The organism is Bacillus sp. JAS24-2 (assembly GCF_008274905.1).
Taxonomy (GTDB): domain Bacteria; phylum Bacillota; class Bacilli; order Bacillales; family Bacillaceae_G; genus Bacillus_A; species Bacillus_A cereus.
Map to the genome: position 1 here is coordinate 36,575 of NZ_CP031069.1, position 19,924 is coordinate 56,498.

Consider the following 19,924-nt stretch of genomic DNA (forward strand, 5'->3'; position numbering starts at 1 on the left):
TGTGCAAGTTTTATTTTTTGAAAAGGGAAAAGTTAAAATACTATATCTAACCTTTTCTCCTATTTTAAGCTAGCTTTTTCCTGAAAATAAAATCTTGAATAAAAAGTTTTTTAGGTTTCTATAGGTATTAATCAAAAAAATCATCTAATTCCTTACTCATTACATTAGATGTATTTTTCTTTTGTTGCTGGTTTTTGTTAAATAGTGAAATTGTATTGTTATACTTATTTTTTTGTTTGGCTTTTAAGCCCTTTTGGCATTCTTTATAGCTCATATGTTTATATGCAGGCTGCTCTTCATTATTTCTAGTGTTCTCTACCAAATTCTTTTCTAAGTTTTGATGAACAGTAATGCTAATAGATTCGTAAACTTTTGCAACCTCTTCATCAAGTTTATTTTCTTTAGTGGGATTAACTGTTTTTGTAGCTGGTTTCAAATTAGTTTTCATATCTATTTTTGCTTCCTCTAATACTGTAGTTATAAGTCCCTCTGTTAGAAGCTTTTTTTGCAATGGATCAGTCTCAACAGGAATTCCTAAATGAATTGGGTAATCTATATCCCTTTTTGGTTCCAACATAGTATTAGATACCTCTTTCTTCCGTTCTGCTAGCTCCATATTTTTTTTAGGACTTACAATTTCCATATGTGTCTCCTTTGTTATATTCGGCAGCTCGCCATTCCGTTGTAGGGCATCTTGTAATCTTGAAGCACGTGTATAATCGATTTTAAATGCGTTCTGTAGTGCATGTATAGAAGCATTCCCTGATTCCTTAACAAAGGCTACTACATCATCATATAGGATGTCTTTAAAGAAGCCTGTTTCCTCTTGCTTTGCTTCTGTCTCTTCGTTTGGAATGCTATTTTCTCGTGAAGTCGTATTATCTAAATCTGTATTAGATGAAAGAGTAGTATTGATTTGAGAATCCTTTGATAATATTGACGTACTATTATTTTTTGAAATTAAAACTTTACGAGGGCTATTCCCAGTGTAAGTGCTCACAACCTGATTGTGTTCTAACTTCTCAATAAATTGTACAGCCTTTATATGGCTGATTCTGAATTTTCTTTGCAAAAGAGATGGCGAGATTTGTTGTGATTCGATCACAAATGCCTTAATTTCTTCATACAACTTATTTTCAGTTTCTTCAATAACATGTCCCTGTTGACTGACATCCGTAGAATAATCAGGAAAAGTTACATTTTCTACGGTGTTTGTTTCATATTCGGACTTGTGTTCTTTATAATTCTCTAACTCTACAACATGTTGGTTCTTATTGTTTGTTTCTATGGAATTATTTTGGCCTATTTTATCACCATGCATAGGTGGAAATGATTCTATCTGTTTTATATTATTTACATCTACATGTTTCATAGGATTTGATTTTGCGATAGATTCTTCAATGAGTCGAAGACGTTCGTTTTCCCAATATTGTCCAGACTTAATCTCTACTTGAATGATTGCTTGAGCAAATTCTTCTTTGGGTACAAAGTTACTAGTAATTTGTTGTACAGGTTGTACATGATTGTCTTGTACAATACGTGCAGCACAAATGAAGGCACCTTGTGCCATGATATCTCCTGGTGACATAACGACTTCTTTTAATTTTTGATATGTCGAACCTAAGCGACTAACGGGATTCTCTTGCATAGGAGAAATCCCTTGTTCAGATTCGGATTCTTTAAATTCCTCTGTTTCACCAAACATGTCAGAGAAAATTTTTGCATCATATGGTGTTACATCACCAAATATCATCTTGTTACGGAACGAACCTAGTAAAGTAAACATATACTGCTCTGTGAAATCCAAAGCTAATTGAGATAGTGTTTGACTTGCAATTGTCAGAATGACTTTATATTTACGAGATTGTGCAGGGAACTCTTTGAACGGGCGCACAACATAATCAGGGAATTCATCCACAATAATATGATGGTATGGTGAAATATTTGGTTCTCTTCGGAATACAGCATTTTGCATACTTAGTAATACAAATTTTCCTAGTACATTAGAAAGATCTGCAAGTTCTCCTTTGGCTGTATTTACTAGTAAAATACCACCTTGCTCTAGGTGAACATCAAAATCAAAATCTGATTTTCCAAATAAAACACGTCGTATTAAAACATTTGAGGCTAAATCTTTTAAGATGTTACGCAAACCTTTTACATATTCTTCTTCCCGGTCATAATGCATTGGTTTTCCACGATATTTTCCAGATTTATAAACGGCCGTTTCCCCTTGGAAACCCATTTTTTCACGAATGGTATTATCGAACCATTCATCGATACCTTTTATAATCTTATATTCGTTTTTCTGGTCACGTGAAGCAACACCACTTTGAACAAAATCATATAATTTTTCTACCTGTACTTTTAATAGTTTGTGCATACGGTGTACACGTTCTACATCGTCGTACATATCTATTAAGTCATCAAAGGTCACATCTTTTTGTGGGTTATGTAGTTTTAATAAATAAATATGTTGCTTAAGGTGGTTCCGTTGGGCTTGTTCAAAGAATGCATTATTAGATTCCGACAAACCCTGGATAACCATTGCAAAAACCTCTGCTACCTTATCAACTGGTCCACGTAAAATATTAATGTTTTTGGTATCAGGATTTGTGGGATCGATATAATAAATTGAACTTTCAGGAATTTTGTGTGCTTGTACTAACTTAAATACCTTTTGACATAAATCATTACTCGGTTCAATAACAGTTATCCCATTTAAAAATGTTCCTTTTACTTCTTCTGTATCATAATTATTCTTTTTATACGTATTTTCAAACTTATTAATAAAACGTACCATCCAGTGTAAATCTTGATTAATCATTGGAATAATTAAACTAGATGTCTTACCAGATCCAATAGGACCAATAATAATTCCATTTAGGGTTCTATCTTTCCCTTTGATTCGAATCATTTCTTTGTGCTTAATATGAGGCCCTATCTCAACATCAGGGTATATTTGTTCCTCTTGGCTATTAAACCACTTTTGCAACTTATGATTTTTATATTCGTATTTTTGTACCCACTTTAAGATTTCTTCTCTGTAACGGACAATATGGCCACTATACCAAAGACTAAACAAAATCATAAATACGGTCGGTAAGAATACAAATATCATGGTGAGTGTATGGAAATTTCCTGTTAATACATCCCCTATTGCTTGATACTCACCAAAATTAACATGTTTTGCTTTATTCATAAGATAAGGAATAACTTTCGCATGGATAGGAGTAGTTGCAAACCATAAAAACTGAATATCTACTGCAATATGAGAAGCAATTAAAATTAATAACTTGCCATTTTGAAATTGTAAAGCTGGGATACGGCTGTAGAACCTAAAACTAAATTCTCCTAATAGCAAAGAGAAGAACATTAAAAATAGTGGTACATATGTAATTTCTATAGGATAAGACGGTGGTTCAAATGCATAGTAGAGTAACTGTATGTAGTTTGCTACACCAAATCCAAATGAAAGGATAAATCCGCTAATTAAGGCGATTGTAGTGTATAATGGTAATCTTTGCTTAGATGTCTCCATAAAGGTTCACCTACTTTTTAAAGACATAGTTGAGCTTTATGGTGTAATGTAAAACGATTATGAAGTTCTGGCTTGAATTGTTCCTTTGATTTTTTTAGAAAGAACTTCGCTGCATCTTCAGTTTGTTTTAAATATAAGTCAATACTATCTCCTTCACACAATTGGTTATATTCTTCTTGAGAAAGTACGGCAATATTTATCTCTAGTTTGTTATTCGTTGCAGTTTCAATTATTACATCGTACCAATAATAATTAGGCTTTCCTGGGATTTTGATATCTTGTAGGGAAACGCAAAATTTAGCTCCCCCTTCTGTAATATGTTTAAGGACTAGTTCTGGAGTTTTAAATGCTTCTCTTGCTGAGAGCACTCCCCCAGTAGTTGTTGCAAATTGTAAGTTCATTGTCATTTTCCACTTCCACCTTTCTCCATACAAAAAAAGGCAAGCGACACCCACTGTAAAAACAGCGTGTGTCGCTTGCCTTAATTTCATATGTTCTGATTTGATTGTAGTTTTGAGTGTTTAGTTCAAACGTTATTCTATCACCTTAAATAATAAAAATCAATAAAATTATATAAAAGTATATAAAAAATAAACGATTAATATAATTCTACAAGTTTACGTCTTTTCGGATTAACGTTATTTGCAGCATGTACCATGATCTGTTCATCGGTTGCTATATTTGTATTTTGAATGGATAGAAGTAGTACATTATCATAAGTATCCATCAGTAGAATATCCCTAGGATTTTCACGTTTAGGATAGATAACTACAAGCGGAACGCCTTCATCTCCATCCCTTCTTGAAAACACGACATCATCTAATCTTGCAATCATTCGGTAATCATTTTCATTTCCAAAAATAAAAAAGAAATCTTGAATAGAATCGTTATCTCTCCTGTATGTTCGTCGAAGGCCACCATCTATTGATTCTTTAAACGTTTGAATTTTTTCGACAAATGTGTAACGCCAATTGACATCTCCTACCGTACGTTGAGATAAAGGAAAAAGAATATCTTGTTCCAAGTTTTGATTATCGTCTGTTCCTAAAATGATATCTGAAATAACATCTCCAGCATCTTTCAATGAGCAAATGTGTACATTTAGATTTGATATATTCATTAATAGTTCATGATACTTCCGCATAGAAAATAATAGATTTTTCATACGTATGTATGGCGGTTCTGCATTTTCTGCAAGGAACATTGATTTGTCGTACATAACAAAGACAACCGTTACATCTTCATTTGTTTTTTTTGTATATTCTATGTACTTCTCTACTTTTTCAACTAAGGTAGAATTGGTTTCTTTACACATATCCATCTCAATATGGATATTTTTATCTTGATATGAAATATGTTCATCAGGAATCAAGGCCAATTGGTTGTCCTCAATTTTTACATTTTTTTTCTGGTAAAAAGAACGAATATCCAATTCATATAATATTTCATTGGTTTTTGTCTTCTTTGTAGTTGCTAAAAGAGTACGGATCATGACCTCACGTGAACACATTGTGTGAAAAGAAGTTGCTCTTGAGTAACGTCTTTTTGAACTTTTTTCAGAAATTCTTCCTATTTCCATTAAGAATTCAATTGTCTTTTCTTTTAAGGAAAATAAAGCACGTTTCGTAATACTGTCAGTCTTTTTATCTATTCTTTTAGTTAGCATAGCTCCATATTGTGAGTAACGGTCAAGCTTTGTAAATATGCTAGCTTCAGAACATTCTCTTCCCTCAAATGCACTATATAACTGAGTGATTTGTCTTGTTGTAAGTGCTCTTTTGTAATATAAAACTGTAAAGACAAATATGTCAGCTTCTTTTAAGTGAAAATGTTTTTTGGTACCTGATCTTCTATATTTATACACTTTTCCGGACAATACATACACCTCTTATATTGAATTAAACTTAAATTAAATACTTATTATTTTTAATATACTATTACATTGATGTGATAGTTGTAAAACAAGAAAAAATGAATAAGAGATTTTTAATCTTTAGAGATACCTCATTTTGTACATCGAAGTTGAGATGATAACTACTCTTATAAATCTCTTATAAATTATTGATTTATAAGGCTCTATTAAATCTTTTGTTTTGTTAGGACGAGCTACTACTAGACACCTAACAATAGTTATAATGGAATTCCATTTATAAAATAATGTTATGACGTCCTAACATTTATTAGATAGTAAAAATATAATTTTAATTGATTAAAATTATTCAAGAATTATAAAAAGGCTTATTGATACTAAAGAGTAATTTTCTCTATCTTTAACTCGAAATTCAACTTTTTATATGTGATGAAGCGCTCTTTCAGAATTCTGATATTGGCTCAATTTAAAATTCCAACTTTTTCTTTTAGTTGTTTTTTATTGTATAGAATCATGAATTCACTAAGATAAATATTATTAATTGTTTCTACCAAATCAAAAATAAGTTAGAAATATGTCTACAGGTACTTAACATATAGATTTTAGTCACTTGAACTACTTCCCCTTTTGCTTCGTTGAAAAGGAGTAATCCTAACTGAAATGATAAAATTAACCAATTGTTAATTTTATGTAAGGTTATAATTGCTATCATCATTCCTACTACATTACAAAAGTTTTTATTGTAATGTAAGTATCACTTTGATGTTAATAAGATGAGATCTCACTATTAATAATCTAGCTTGAAGAAATGTTTATTTTTCATAGTAGTGATGTGATTGTTAGCCTACTACTTTTAGAATGTCACAGTTGATTTATCTTAGTATTCTCTTTTTAATATGTTGAATATTGAGGGTATTGATGCTGTTTATATGAAATTAACAACCTCTTCTACCGGTTTTCAAGGAATGAATGAAATTGACAAGGAATAGAATTCAAATGAGGAACAGAGGGTAATTTTTCTTATAACATATATAATAATGTGAACTAACAAGTACTAAGTGAAGAACAGTGCATTAACATAACATTAACAATGAGCGGTCTTTTAAGTAATAAATCCTGTTAAAACAGCTAGTTAATAAAGCTAGTTAATAAAGCAAACCTTAGTGTGAATTGCTATAAGAACGTCTTGAAATCTCCCTAGTAATATAAATACACACGACCAATATAAAGTGTTAGAAAATTACAAAAGTTAAGCTGGATTATGTAAGCTGTATAAATACGTTTTACATAAAAGTTGTATATAAGAGTCTTATATACAACTTTTATATTAATTGGGATAATAAGATTTTTGTTTTGATATTGATATAAAAGCATTTTCTTATACACCGTATATATAAAACTTATATATACGGTGTATAAGTTTTTCTTTGATTTTCATATTGAAAAAATAGGCAGTTTTTAATCATTTTTTTGAAATTTTAATCTGGATTTTTTAATAAACTTTGTTGAAATGTAAATCACATGAAATTTAAGATTGATATAACAGGTATACGCATTATATATACGGCGTACATTTAACCCCTTATAAAATATAGATTAATTCTAATTTTATATTTATAAGTCTTATATATAAGTCCTGTATATAAGTTTTATTTATAATGACTTGATATACGGCGTATAATGATGTACTATGTTTCTAGGAATAATTAACCAGTGTTTTAAGGGGGGGACAACTTGAACGAAGTTTTAAGTGAAAAATATCAAACAATCAAGTTTGCAGATGAAGTAGTAAACATGTTTGCTGATATACTTGAACAAGATGAGATACTCTATAGTGTATTTCTATACATAGGAAACATAGTAAATAAACAATTTCAAGAGACGAAGTACATGAGGGGCATATCTATTAATGAAATAGTGGAAAATGTAGTTATTGATAGGAGAGTAAAGAAAAAAAAGGGAAAATCCTATTCATTAGAGGTTGAACGTACGAATATATCTAGACGTTCAGCTGAAATAAGTGTAAGTACGCTATCATCAATGTCTTTAATCTATGAAAAAACCATGCACCCATATAAATTTTTGATCTCAACTTATAGAGGGCAACAAGTACTGATTGAGTTAGGGAAAAGAAAAAAGATAAATAAGGAGAGATAAAATAATGGCAAAAAACTTCTTAAAGAATGAAGTGGCAGTTAAAATGACGATGGTCGGTTTTGGTCAAGCTGGTACTAGAATGGTAGATAAATTTGCGGAATATACACATACAGATGGTACAGCAGTATATAATTGCTTAGCACTAAATAGTAATGATGGAGATCTAGCTGAATTAAAAAATGTACCAAAGAGTAATCAAGTTTCACTGAAATTAGGTGGTTTAGGTAAGAATCCTGAGCGTGCAGTAAAAGTCCTTGATTCAAATGAGGAAGCAAAAGAAAGGCTAAAAGAATTTATTACTGAACGTGTAAGACCTTCGGATGAACTTGTTTTATTTTTTGCAGGTTTAGGTGGAGGAACTGGAACTTCTACAATCATTAAGGCTATTGAAGAGTTTTCGGCTTTTCATAACAAGCCAGTAATCAGACAAGAATTACAAAAAGTTGCGCAGCTATATCCAATGGCTGAGATCAAGGCGAATCAAGCAAAGTTTGCGAGAATAGCTTTTGAAAATGCTATTGAGCGCAAAGACTTTATTAAAATGGGGATTGTTGTAACTCTTCCCGTCCGAGCGGATGGGCCTGATGTATTACGACAAGTAAATAAATTTTCACAGGAAATTTGGAAATTAGCAAATGATAAATCAAAAGGTGTAGCATTTGTAGTATTTGCCGATAACCAGCATTTTTACGATGAATTTAAGGAATTGAATGAAAATGAGAAAAAAGGTGTCGCTAATTCAAGAGATTATGCAAATCAACGTATTAGTGAAATTATTCATGAGTTAAATACCGCTGCTAATGGATCTGGTACATCTGTAATACTGGATTCTCAAGACTTTAAACGTATTTTACTTGAGAAAACGGGCTGTTTAGTAATTAATAAGGTTTCACGTAATATGAATCAAATAGAAAATAGCCATGCAATTATAGAAATGTTTCAAGAATCATTAAGAGGAAGCTCTTTCCATCCCCCAATTGATTTGATGAAGAAGAACGATGATGGCTCTGTTGAAGCATCAAAAGTACATCATTTTGGTATGCTTGCTATCCTAGATGAGCAAAAGAATATTAATGATTCCTTTATGGATGACGCTAAGGTAGAAGTTTCAAATAATTTACCTATAAATGGAACAGTCTTTAATGGATATTTGGTAAGTAAGAATGATTTCTTAGGAAGTGTATATACGTTCTATAAAACTGATGCATTACCATCGAGATTATCTAAAGGCTTAGTTGAAGAATTTAATGAGTTTAAAGAAAGACAAAGCCAAATTCAGTATAAAAAGTCTCAAATTAGTACGATTGAAAGTATAGATGAGGATGAGGATTTAGGTTTTGCATTTGGAGATTTTATCGATATGGGTAGTGACGAAGAAAATAATAATGCTGGAGCAAATGAAGATGAAGATCTAGCAGATTTTCTAGATCCAGATAAGATGTTTGGTACTACAAAATAATAAAAAAGTCTGGACTAAGTTCCAGACTTTTTTATTATTCTACTGAATTCATAAGAGATTTTATATGCTCAATAATATTATCTTGTATGTACTGCTCTATGAAGAGTTGTTTTTTACTCAAATCTTCCTCTTTTTTAAACCAGCCTGCTTTTCTAGTACGCTCTTCCTCAGGTTTAGTATTCCATAAGCTCTCTGCTTGTTTTCTTAATTCCTGGCGTGCTCTATGCTCAATAATAAAATTATCAAGCCTATCTTGGCGTTGGCGTAATTTTAGCGCTTCTACATCTTCTGGTTGTGGTAACTGCTTTAATATACTCTCTACCTTCTCTTCATAATGAGATTCAATATGTTTTATTTTTTCTTCTAACTGTTTAGTTACCATTTTTTCAATAATTTCTGCAGTAGCTTGAAGGTTTAATTCAGTGGATACCTCATTTGTTTGATGTTCTGGTGACACTGGTCTTAAATCAAACTGGTGTGGTAAAAGGTCAATAATTGCATCTAAAGACCATTTCTCATCCCTTTTCTGCTTTATAAATAGAGCAATTTCAAGGTCTAAAGCATTATAGAGTTTTTCATTTGTATTTTGAGTTCTTAAAGTTTCATGAAGTCCCTTTTCTTCTAGGATATTGAACCAATTATAAACTGTATTATGATGACGTCCTACTAGTTTTGAGAATTCTGTTATCCGCCATGCTTTTTCGAAAACATTATCATCTAATATATCATCATCGTTAATTTGATGGTCTTGTTTTTCATTTTTTTGCTCAATCATTGTAACTACCTCCTCAAAAATCAACTCATAAACAACTAATTATAATTAACATGTGAGCTGAAATTAACATGTTAGCTAGTATTTCGATAATATTTGTAAAAATTCCTACCAATCCAGTGAATTACATGAAATATGAAATTAACATGTAAACATATACTTGTTAACAAAACATTAACGTTTGGTATAAAATTCAGTTGAATTAGTAACTTTATTACCAATTTGAAATGTATAATTGGTAATGTTTTGTTAATGGGAATATATATATTATGTTAGTAGCACTACTGATAGTTGCTATGAGATTAACAAATTAGGCTACTTAATATTAATGATAAGGAAATAAAGCTATTTTGTAAATAAGTTATAAGGATATAATCCAGGTATATAACGGAAAATACACATAGTAACGTCCAAAATGTAATTATGATGTATAAAAACTAGTAAAAAGTAAAATAATATTAATGTAGATTTAGTATTGTTCAATAAACAAAACAGTATGTAAGGATATAGGAGCGCAATCATAATACTTTGAAGAGGTTCGCTCCTATTCCCTATTCACTTGCTACGGATCTACTTATGTGTATTAATTTAGTATAGAATGTACAATTTAAGTTGTATATTGCATGTCATGATAGAAATTTATATAGTCAGTATCAACAAAATGAACTTTATCGGTATTTAAGGACAAACTGAGCCTGCGAATTGACATTGATATAAAAGGTGACATTGACATGAAACCAACACTAAAACATTCTTCTAACAACACACAAGTCCCTATTGTTAATGTTTTGTTAACTATAATAGGTATATTAACCCTATGTTTACATGTTGATCTAAAAAGATTACCCTTTAACATGAAATGTGAATCGTAAACGAAGGGTTTTATGAGGAATTTTAAGGAAGTTTTTAAGATACTAAAGTTTGACTTAGAATACTAGAGTAATCCTGGTGGTGTTTTTTGTAGATATTCGATCTCTAGTACATGCTTGCATATAATAATAAGATCATAAATAAGATGATGAGATTGATATGTTAACCAAACTTAGATAAGTATACTTCGAATATCCATAAAGATAACATTGACATGAAACAAGAAATCGCTATGAGATTAATATAACGTTAACAAAAACTATTCAAACTAAGGATGGATCATCCTAATTGTTAATGTCATGTTGATCAGAGATAGAAACTACCATTTCGACTTAGAGATACTAGTTATTCTAATGGGTGTTTATGACTTAAACCCCCTTGAAAAGTTAATAAAAGTAATTGGTAATAAAATATAGCGTGCGCTGGTTTGCTAGTTGTTACATCCTATTAACTAATAATAATAAATGTAGATCTACCAAATGGTTTTACGTTAATTCACATCTAGGTACCATCGGATTGATATAATATGTAAAATATTGATATGAAATTAACATCTACATATTTTCATTTCGTTTCATATCAATGTTAATTGATATGTCAATTTCAATCGGGGGTATTAGTGTTGGATAATTGTTTATATGACATTAACACGTCTGGGTTATTTACTTCAAATTGTGTTAATAAATTAAATAGAGATAGATTTTCTTTGAAACCTTCTTGATCAAGGAGATTTATAAAAAGAATGGTGTAGCATATTTGAAATTTAGTTATAAATAGCAGTTGTAATGTTCAGGTATATGACTTATTTAGTTGGGCATACTATAAGTATGAGTTTTTTTATGATAAAAAAGTACAGATAATATCTTTACAATCTATAATTATAGATTGTAGTTTTTATAGTATTTGAGTGAAAGAAATGGTTTTGAAATTTAGCTATAATAGAAATGATTTTGTGCGTCATTCAATTTTAAGCATGCGCAAACTAAAAGTCATTTTAATTCTTACAAGATAAACATGTTATGGATGTATATTCATCATTAGCGTTCCTTTTTGTCTAATAACTAAAATAGGAATCCAAAAGCTATTTTATAATCTTTGTTTGCGAAATATGTAATTAGTAAGTTGGCTTAGGTATGAACTGGCTGGGTTAGTTTAACTTATATTTATCTCTTAATATAGGATTTCATGTCAATGTCAGTTGATATATTAATATCAATGAACGTGTTTATACCGCTTGATTGTTTACATAACATTAATATGTATTAATCGTTTGCTGTTAGTTATGTTATGAGTACTATAAAGATTGTTTTGTAACTAAAGTTCTCTAAGGTAAAGAATATATCAAATGAATGTTTTTTACTTTTGATATTTAGTTGTAAATATAAATCGAAATTTTGGTATGAAAATCCTGTACTTAGATATACTAATAGTATTACCTGAATTAGGTGATTAAATGACATATGCAAAAAAAGAAAAAGGTTAATCAATTAGAAGCATTATTTTTGTGAGCTTAATTAATAATTGCGAAGTAGTATTGACATTTAGATTTTATAGAGATAATCTTATACATAAGTTTTATTGTTTAAAATTAATATACGAATCGAGAGATGTTTAATTCTTGCTAAACGGACACACCGAGGGCATATACCTGCCATTGGTGTGTCTTTTTTTTATTTAATAACTAGAAAATGATAAGGAGAGTATTAAAGAATGAATGAAATTATTAGTGAAAGCAAAAGAAGATTTGATAAATATTGTAAAGATAATCAAGTTTTTGAGGAGAGAATTAATTCTCTTATTAACTACTATTTTTTACTGCTTGCTGATCGTGTAAACATTTTACAAGATAGAGAATTTAATAACGAGGTCGAAGAGAAGCAATTTAAAAGCAGTCTCAAAAGGTTTGAAACATTATTCCCAGCTGCTGCTAAGAATACATTTTTAAAAGGATATCAGCTTGGTTTAGAGTTTTTCAAACATCCAGAGACAGTGATTCCGGATTCTCTATTTACAAATCCTAATTTTGTACAAGATATTCCTTTTGCAATTGTAAATGCAGCGGAATTTAGCATTTATGAATTAGTTCGAACGGATGAAACACAAGAGTTTAGTGTATTTGCTGTTCGAACGTATGAAGGCATTAAACCCATAATGGAGCAAGTATTTTGTGAAATTGCATTGTTTGGTGCGGAAATTGCACTTGAGCATGAACGTGAGGAAAGAGGACTGAAAGTAGTAGAAGGAAAAACAACTACTTTTACAAATGTTCCAGTAGATCGTTTATTTACAATTACTCCATCTGTAGCTGCTAATGTTGTGCATGCAGACGGCCGCTGTGAAATCTGGAGTCTAAACTGGAATACGAAAGTAACTTTAGATAACCCTTTTATTGAATTAGCACAAGTAACCATTGTTTACAAAGACAAGACAGAAATACAAAAAAATCTTCGGGATGGATTTATATATGAACAAAGTTTATTTAGTGCGGTACCGTTAGAAGAAATCGAGGATCGTTTAGAGGTTAGAGTCAAATATAACCTTATTGATAATATGCCATGTAATTTGGAGGGATTTGAAATAGAATCACTTCTCACCGAACTATTAACAAAAATACAAAATGCAACAAAAGTGCCTTTTGAAAACATGCTATTACTTTAAAGCGATTTTCTATCAAAGAGGAGTTTTTTATAATGAAAAAGATTGTATTAGCTATTAGTGATTCTGTGTATACGGCATATTTACGTGAGGATTTTATTGGTGCGGGATTTGAAGTAGCTGATAGTGATGTCATGCACATCAAGTATTTAGATGAAATTCTGGATACGGAAAAACCTGATATTCTATGTATTAATGACAAACGATTAAATATTGATGCGGGACACGAAGATAAGCGGGAATTAATTATCTTACAGAAGTTAAGAGACATTCGCTTTCAGAAGGATATTCGAATTGTAGTATTTACAGAGCGTGAAAATGATGATGAGTTTTTAGCGAAACTGATTTATCTAGGTATCTATGACATTTTTAACTCTCGTAAAATTGATATTGATAATAAAGTCATCCCACAGCTGCTGCAGGAATCAGATATTAAAAATGTAGCAGAAATTGTAGGAGCAAGTCAGGCACCGCAACAAACGAAATTGTCCGACGTTCCTGTTGATGAGGAACAAGAGGAAGTATCAAGTGAATTAGAGGAAGGTAGCAACAGTGAACCGCACTCTAAATCAAAATTATTTAAAAACAAAAAAAAGCGTAAGTATATTCAGGAGGAAACGCCAAAAGCGCCAATTATTAAAAAACAGTATAAATTGGCTTTTGAGCCAGTATATGAGAAACAAATTGGTATTGCTATTCCAAGAAAAACAATTGTGGTGGCCAGTATGAACAGGAGAAGTGGTGCTACTTTTGTTTCGCATCTTTTAGCTGCTTATTTAAATGAACTACAGATTGATGTGAATTATATAGAGAATCTATATGATGATGGCTATACGTATCCAATACTAAAGGGATATACAGAAGCTCCAAAAAACTACCGTAGTGAATTTATGTTGCAAAGATATAAGGAGATGCTACAAAAGGAAGCTGATATATTATCAATTCCAAAATGGAAGCAAGGAAGAATAAATTATATCGTAAAGAATCCTATAGTGGACCAAGAGTTGAAGAATGAAACAGATCATGACTTTGACCATTTTATTAAGGTTTTATTGGGTAACCAAGAAGCACCTATTTCGATTATTGATGCAGGGAACGATTGGGATAAAGATTTATACCATGAGATATGTGAAATGGCAGATTATATATTCTTTGTAGCAGAACCAGATTTGCATCAATTGCTAAAGATAGCGCATCCTCTTACACCAAAAGAGAGAAAGCTCGTTTCTTACTTAAATTTAGAGAAAACGAGAATCATTGGGAATAAGTTTTCTTCTGCACTTTTAAAGCATGAAGTAGTAGAAGAATGTTTTGGAGATAAGGTATTAACTGCTTTACCAACATATGAGATAGAAGATGTATTTGAATCTCAATTAAATAGTAGTACGTTACTATCTAGTCGGAACTATTATAAAGAGTTAGAAGGAATAATGAAGGAAATAGCAGAGTTGCTGCTACCAAACCAATTGTTGAACCAAAAGAAAAATTCCATTTTAAGTGGATTTCGATTTCGAAAGTCTGAAAGTTAATGGAGTGTGAAGAGGAATGCAAAAATTTATTATAGGTGCCGCCTCATTATTATTATTTGTTGGCTGTTTATTCTTAATGACAGATATGATTATTGGAGATACAACACACACCGATAATAAGTCTGCACTAGAACGTGCTGGAAGTACAGCAATGGATAAATCCGTAAAAGTAGGTGTTTTACGAGCACAAGAAGAAATTGCTATTGAACCAGAAATCGCAAAGAAAGAATTTGAAAAGTCTTATAACCAAAATGCAACATTTAAGGATCCGGCATCAAAACGAGAGTTTTCTGTACATGGTGTACAAGAGCAACCTGCAATGATTGCGGTTGAAGGAGAAGCCGAAGCTGCTAGTTATACTAAACAATTTGATGAAAAGAAAGGCAGCATTAAGAGTAACGCAAAACACATATTTATTTATGAAGCAGATTCTGACAACAAGAAAGCTGGAGGAAACGTGAAATAAATACGAAAAAGTAGGTGTGTAAGAAATGCAAAATACAGTAACAACAGCGCTTTTTCTAACACTTTCTTTACTATTGATAACTCTTATACCAGAAGGTGTACTGTATGGAATGCAGTTAATAAAGGCACATGATTTTGCTTCTAGTACAGTAGAGTTAGCAGAAAAAACAGGTGGTTTTCAGTACACGTATGAAGGAAAAAACGTAAATCTAATCCCTGATATAGAGAAGAAAATGAAAGAGCAGAATATGGATGGATGGAAATATGAATATACAAAAGGGCGCGTAGATCATAATCAGCCATTGAATTTTAAGATAAAAGCTGAACATCACTTCTTTATTTTTAAAATGATAGGGATAGATAGTGTGAAAGCACCGATATGGGCTAACAAAGATGGAATGGGACAAATTTATTTCCGTTGAAAATATCAATATGTATAAAAAGAGGTAAAAAACTATACTTTTCAGTGTAGTTTTTTTGCTAGAAAAATACATTTGAAAATAAAAATATACGAATGCTCTACAAGCTCATTTCTATATGGTAATATTTTCTTTATAGAACAGCGGTTATAAAAAAACATTAATTCATAAATTTATATGTTAAATTATGTGGATTTTATATTTAAATTCGGTACAATAAAGGAATCTATGAAAAAACTAATATATTTGGAGGAACAAACAATGGCAAACAAATTTTTAAAAACAGCAACAGCACTAACAATTATGGGTACTTCACTATTAGGAGTAGGAGCATTTACAGCGAAAGCTGCTGATAACACAGATTCACTAAAATTCAATGATGTTCCAGCAAATCACTGGTCTACAAAAGCAATTTATGATTTAACAAATCGTAAAGTAGTGCAAGGATACGGAAATAATATCTTTGGTTTTGGTGACAATGTAACTCGTGGGCAAGTTGCTCGTATGATTTATATGTACGTAAAACCAGCAGATGCAGATGTTAGCTTCAAAAATCCGTTTACTGATATTAAAGGACATTTGTTTGAAAAAGAAATCTTAGCACTTGCTAAAGCAGGACTTGTGAATGGATTTGGTGATGGGAAGTATGGTCCAGATGATATTTTAACTCGTGAACAAATGGCACAAGTACTTACCAATGCTTTTAAATTTAAGGCAACGAAAACAACAAAATTTGCAGATGTTGATAAAAATTCTTGGTCTTACGGTGCAATTAGCGCATTAGAGGAAAATGGAGTTACTATTGGTACAGGAGGTAATATGTATTCTCCAAAAATGTTTGTAACACGTGAAGCGTATAGTCAGTTCTTATATAACTCTATTAATGCAGTTGAAAAAGAAACAAAACCAGAGACAAAACCAGAGACAAAACCAGAGACAAAACCAGAGACAAAACCAGAAACAAAACCAGAGACAAAACCAGAAACAAAACCAGAAACAAAACCAGAGACAAAACCAGAGACAAAACCAGAGACAAAACCAGAGACAAAACCAGAGACAAAACCAGAGACAAAACCAGAGACAAAACCAGAGACAAAGCCAGAGACAAAACCAGAGACAAAACCAGAGACAAAGCCAGAGACAAAGCCAGAGACAAAACCAGAGACTAATATTCCAGAGGGATTAGACGAAAGTCTAGTATCTGATAAATTAGAGGTTTATCCAGATTGGTTAAAAGATCCAATGATTGCTAAACAAGTTTCGCCAGAAGCTCAAACGATTTTAAAAGGTATTAATAGCAAGTACAATACTAATTTAAAATACAATGAAATTGGTGGAGATGTAGCTTTTGTTGATGAAAATATGTTTCTTCCTCCAGGTTCAATTGGAGCACAATTTGTAGTTTCACCATATTCTACAGGGACTAAATTACTGTTCTTAGACAACAATGATGCTACAGTGGAAATGACTAAACAGTGGGTTACATTCTTAAGTGGATTGAACTTGGATACAGAAATTCAAGAAACTGTAGAAGCTCAAACTACTAAGATTTATTACAAAGGTAATTATAAAGTTCGAATTGGAAATTCTACAGCAATTCATACAATGTATATTGAATTAGAGCCAGTAAAGTGATTTAATAGTAAGTAGTATTAAATAACTAAATAAACAAATTAATAAATTTAACGTAAAGGACACACCTTACGTACCATCCCAACGGTACAGGTGCGTCCTTTTTTATATTTAGGAGGAAAAAATATGAATGTGAAAAGAAAAATTTTATTTGCCTGTACTTCTGTTTTATTAGCAATACCAACAGTAGTAAGTGCTAAAAATGATGATGTACCTTTTTTTGATGGGAATAATGAGACCTATTTAAAGTCGTTAGAATTACAAATGCCAGGTAAATATTTCCGTCCTGGTAGTGGTTATGAACCAGCAAAAACATTATATAAAGGAGATGTACATTATCCAGCGATTTATAATGGTTCTTTTAATTGGGGGAATCCAAAAGAAAATTTAGTACAAGGGGAAGATACTTCAGAACCGTATATTCGGATATCTAATGAAGGTTATTTTAATTCATCGATTCAGGTTGGGGATCGCATGGTAACAGAATTTGAGCGTGTAAATTCATCTGTAATTCAAGATAAATATTGGGGTAATCCTGATTTTGTTTTAACCAATATAAAGAAGCATATTATTAATTCAGTTGCGAATAGGAATGATTTTGGAAGTTTCTTTTGGATTAGGGATATAGCATATCTTTCTGGTGGATATGCAGGGGCTGGTGGTGTAGAAGGTGTGAATAGGTATAGCTTATGGTATGTACGTACAAGTAAACCTGAAATAAAAGATTTAAAGGCTACGAGTGGAAAAAATGATGTGCCTGTTAAATTTACGTTTAAAGGTTTTGAGTATGTAAGTAAAAATAAAGGTTACAATGACCGAGATCCTAATGGAACGACAGTAAACCCTTATCAAAAAGCTGCTGGAGAACGTAACCGAGTTAAATGGATGTTAGATATTACAAAAGATGGCGAAACCGTGTATCATCAAGAAAATTACCTGCGTTCAACTCCGCAAAAAGATAATCAAAAACCAAATGAAGGTGATGCAGGGCAATTTAAGTCAGAAGAATTAAAGTGGCAGCCACAAATGTGTGGCCGATATACTGCGAAAATTAAAGTCCTTGATGCTGTACAGAGGGGATCAAACGAGAAAACTATTGATTTTACTATAGATGGTAACTGTGGTACTGAAGTAACACCTAACCCAGATCCAGGCGATGAAGATGACTTTAAATATAAAATTGACTTTTCTGGCAACAGAATCGAAGGAGAAACAGCAAGAGAAGGAAAGAATATAAAAACAAGAATAGATGTATCACGTGATAATTTTAAACCAGAACGTGACCAATATAGAGAAAAGGTAAATAACAATATTAATAAGTCCCAACAAGAAGTAAATAGTTCTGAATCTGATAGAGATAGTGCGCAGTCTAGTCTTAGTTATTGCCGTCGTAATCCAATTCATGAGGTAGATACAGAAGGGAACCATCACTATTACGATAGAGACTGCTCTTGGGAAGAAAATAAACTAGATAGTGCGGCAAGTAGGCTAGATAATGCAAGGCAGAAACTAGAAAAAGAGAAGAATAAAATTAAAAAGTTAGACGTATTAGAGGAAAAATATACAAATCCTGAAACAGTAGTTGTGTTAAAACATAACGGACAACAAGTCGCATCACAAAAGGTAAGATTAACAGAGGGAGAAAAGAAAACCCTGAAGCTTGACTGGCAGCATAAGGGGAGAGGAACAATTCAAGCAGAAATTAATCCTGCTAGTAATCGCCTAGACGTAGAAGAAACCACATACAAAAACAATCCTATTAAAACAGCTATCTATGCACCATCTCATGAAAAAGGGATGTGCGGTGTAACGAGTGTAAAAGGTGTGGTAGAAACAGTAAGTGAACGTGTATCAAAAGAGGACACAGTGGGAGAAATGTTCTATGAAACATTAAATGGAAGTATTAATGATCTATCACCTTCTAAGCTTCATAGTGGCTATGGTTTTTCATATCAAGTAAATGGAACATATAAAAGTCAGTGGAATGAAAATTATCCTGGTGTATTTACAGCAGTAACGGCACAATATCCATTTGCAGATGAAGGGCTAAAAACAACACAAGATTTAGAGGCTGTTTCTAATACTGGATTAGCATCAAAATTCCAACCTAAAAATATGTATATGTCTGAAATAGCAGGACATGTTTTTGATAGCAAAAGACCAACTAAGTCTCTATATTGGGATGGTCAAGAAAAAATTATTGATGGCCAACGCAAATGGTATGCACCATTAAAAACGAAAGATGGGAAATATGCGTTCAATGTTGAAACAAAACCAGCAGGTATAAATGAAATGAGCTTGTGCCTGACAAGTGAGGTAGAAGTTAAAGGGGTCGCATACGATGACTTTAAAAAGAGAAGGGTGCTTGCAGATCTTCCATTTCCTGTACAAACACCAGGCTGGAACTGGGTTGGAAAGGAACATATTATTACTGATTTATCAAACTGGTACTATATGAAGAATAGAAAATAGTTAAGTAGTATTGTATAATAGGTTGAATCGACACAATAATATATCCATCTTAAACTAGTAGCTGAATGGATAAACCAAAGGCA

12 protein-coding genes are annotated in these 19,924 nt (G+C 31.7%); 8 read left to right on the plus strand and 4 right to left on the minus strand.

What is annotated here, in order from left to right; translation table 11 throughout:
* Positions 1-127: 127 nt before the first annotated feature.
* The 3 genes from DN407_RS27285 to DN407_RS27295 all read right to left on the minus strand — a co-directional run bounded on the left by DN407_RS27285 (position 128) and on the right by DN407_RS27295 (position 5,417).
* Entirely contained in the window at positions 128-3,541 is a 3,414-nt protein-coding gene (locus DN407_RS27285) for a DNA translocase FtsK (RefSeq protein WP_149216792.1), read from the minus strand.
* A gap of 17 nt (positions 3,542-3,558) precedes the next feature.
* Positions 3,559-4,032: a hypothetical protein gene (locus tag DN407_RS27290; RefSeq protein ID WP_003308869.1), complete on the minus strand. Its 474-nt coding sequence runs from the start codon at positions 4,030-4,032 to the stop codon at positions 3,559-3,561.
* 107 nt (positions 4,033-4,139) lie between these two features.
* Positions 4,140-5,417 (minus strand): replication-relaxation family protein, encoded by a 1,278-nt coding sequence (locus tag DN407_RS27295; protein WP_149216793.1) that lies wholly within the window; start codon positions 5,415-5,417, stop codon positions 4,140-4,142.
* Positions 5,418-7,145: 1,728 nt separating this feature from the next.
* Between DN407_RS27295 and DN407_RS27300 the strand changes: the two genes are divergently transcribed.
* Positions 7,146-7,568 (plus strand): hypothetical protein, encoded by a 423-nt coding sequence (locus DN407_RS27300; protein ID WP_001006726.1) that lies wholly within the window; start codon positions 7,146-7,148, stop codon positions 7,566-7,568.
* A 4-nt stretch (positions 7,569-7,572) separates the two neighbouring features.
* Positions 7,573-9,027, plus strand: coding sequence for an FtsZ/tubulin family protein (locus DN407_RS27305; protein ID WP_149216794.1), 1,455 nt, complete (start codon positions 7,573-7,575; stop codon positions 9,025-9,027).
* 34 nt (positions 9,028-9,061) lie between these two features.
* Here the strand turns inward: DN407_RS27305 and DN407_RS27310 are convergent, their stop codons facing one another.
* Positions 9,062-9,802 (minus strand): MerR family transcriptional regulator, encoded by a 741-nt coding sequence (locus DN407_RS27310; protein WP_149216795.1) that lies wholly within the window; start codon positions 9,800-9,802, stop codon positions 9,062-9,064.
* 2,577 nt (positions 9,803-12,379) lie between these two features.
* Between DN407_RS27310 and DN407_RS27320 the strand changes: the two genes are divergently transcribed.
* The 6 genes from DN407_RS27320 (at position 12,380) to DN407_RS27345 (ending at position 19,841) form a co-directional block, all read left to right on the plus strand.
* Positions 12,380-13,327, plus strand: a complete 948-nt coding sequence (locus DN407_RS27320) for a hypothetical protein (protein WP_149216796.1) — start codon at positions 12,380-12,382, stop codon at positions 13,325-13,327.
* Positions 13,328-13,359: 32 nt separating this feature from the next.
* The gene (locus tag DN407_RS27325) at positions 13,360-14,853 is read left to right on the plus strand and encodes a hypothetical protein (RefSeq protein ID WP_179955836.1); all 1,494 of its coding nucleotides are present in this window, start codon (positions 13,360-13,362) and stop codon (positions 14,851-14,853) included.
* Between the two features lie 16 nt (positions 14,854-14,869).
* Positions 14,870-15,319, plus strand: a complete 450-nt coding sequence (locus tag DN407_RS27330) for a hypothetical protein (RefSeq protein WP_001168873.1) — start codon at positions 14,870-14,872, stop codon at positions 15,317-15,319.
* Positions 15,320-15,344: 25 nt separating this feature from the next.
* Complete coding sequence (locus tag DN407_RS27335) at positions 15,345-15,740, plus strand: DUF4320 family protein (RefSeq protein ID WP_001181739.1); 396 nt, start codon at positions 15,345-15,347, stop codon at positions 15,738-15,740.
* Between the two features lie 225 nt (positions 15,741-15,965).
* Positions 15,966-17,372 (plus strand): S-layer homology domain-containing protein, encoded by a 1,407-nt coding sequence (locus DN407_RS27340; RefSeq protein WP_481748646.1) that lies wholly within the window; start codon positions 15,966-15,968, stop codon positions 17,370-17,372.
* 123 nt (positions 17,373-17,495) lie between these two features.
* Positions 17,496-19,841, plus strand: coding sequence for a hypothetical protein (locus DN407_RS27345; RefSeq protein ID WP_149216799.1), 2,346 nt, complete (start codon positions 17,496-17,498; stop codon positions 19,839-19,841).
* Positions 19,842-19,924 lie beyond the last annotated feature (83 nt).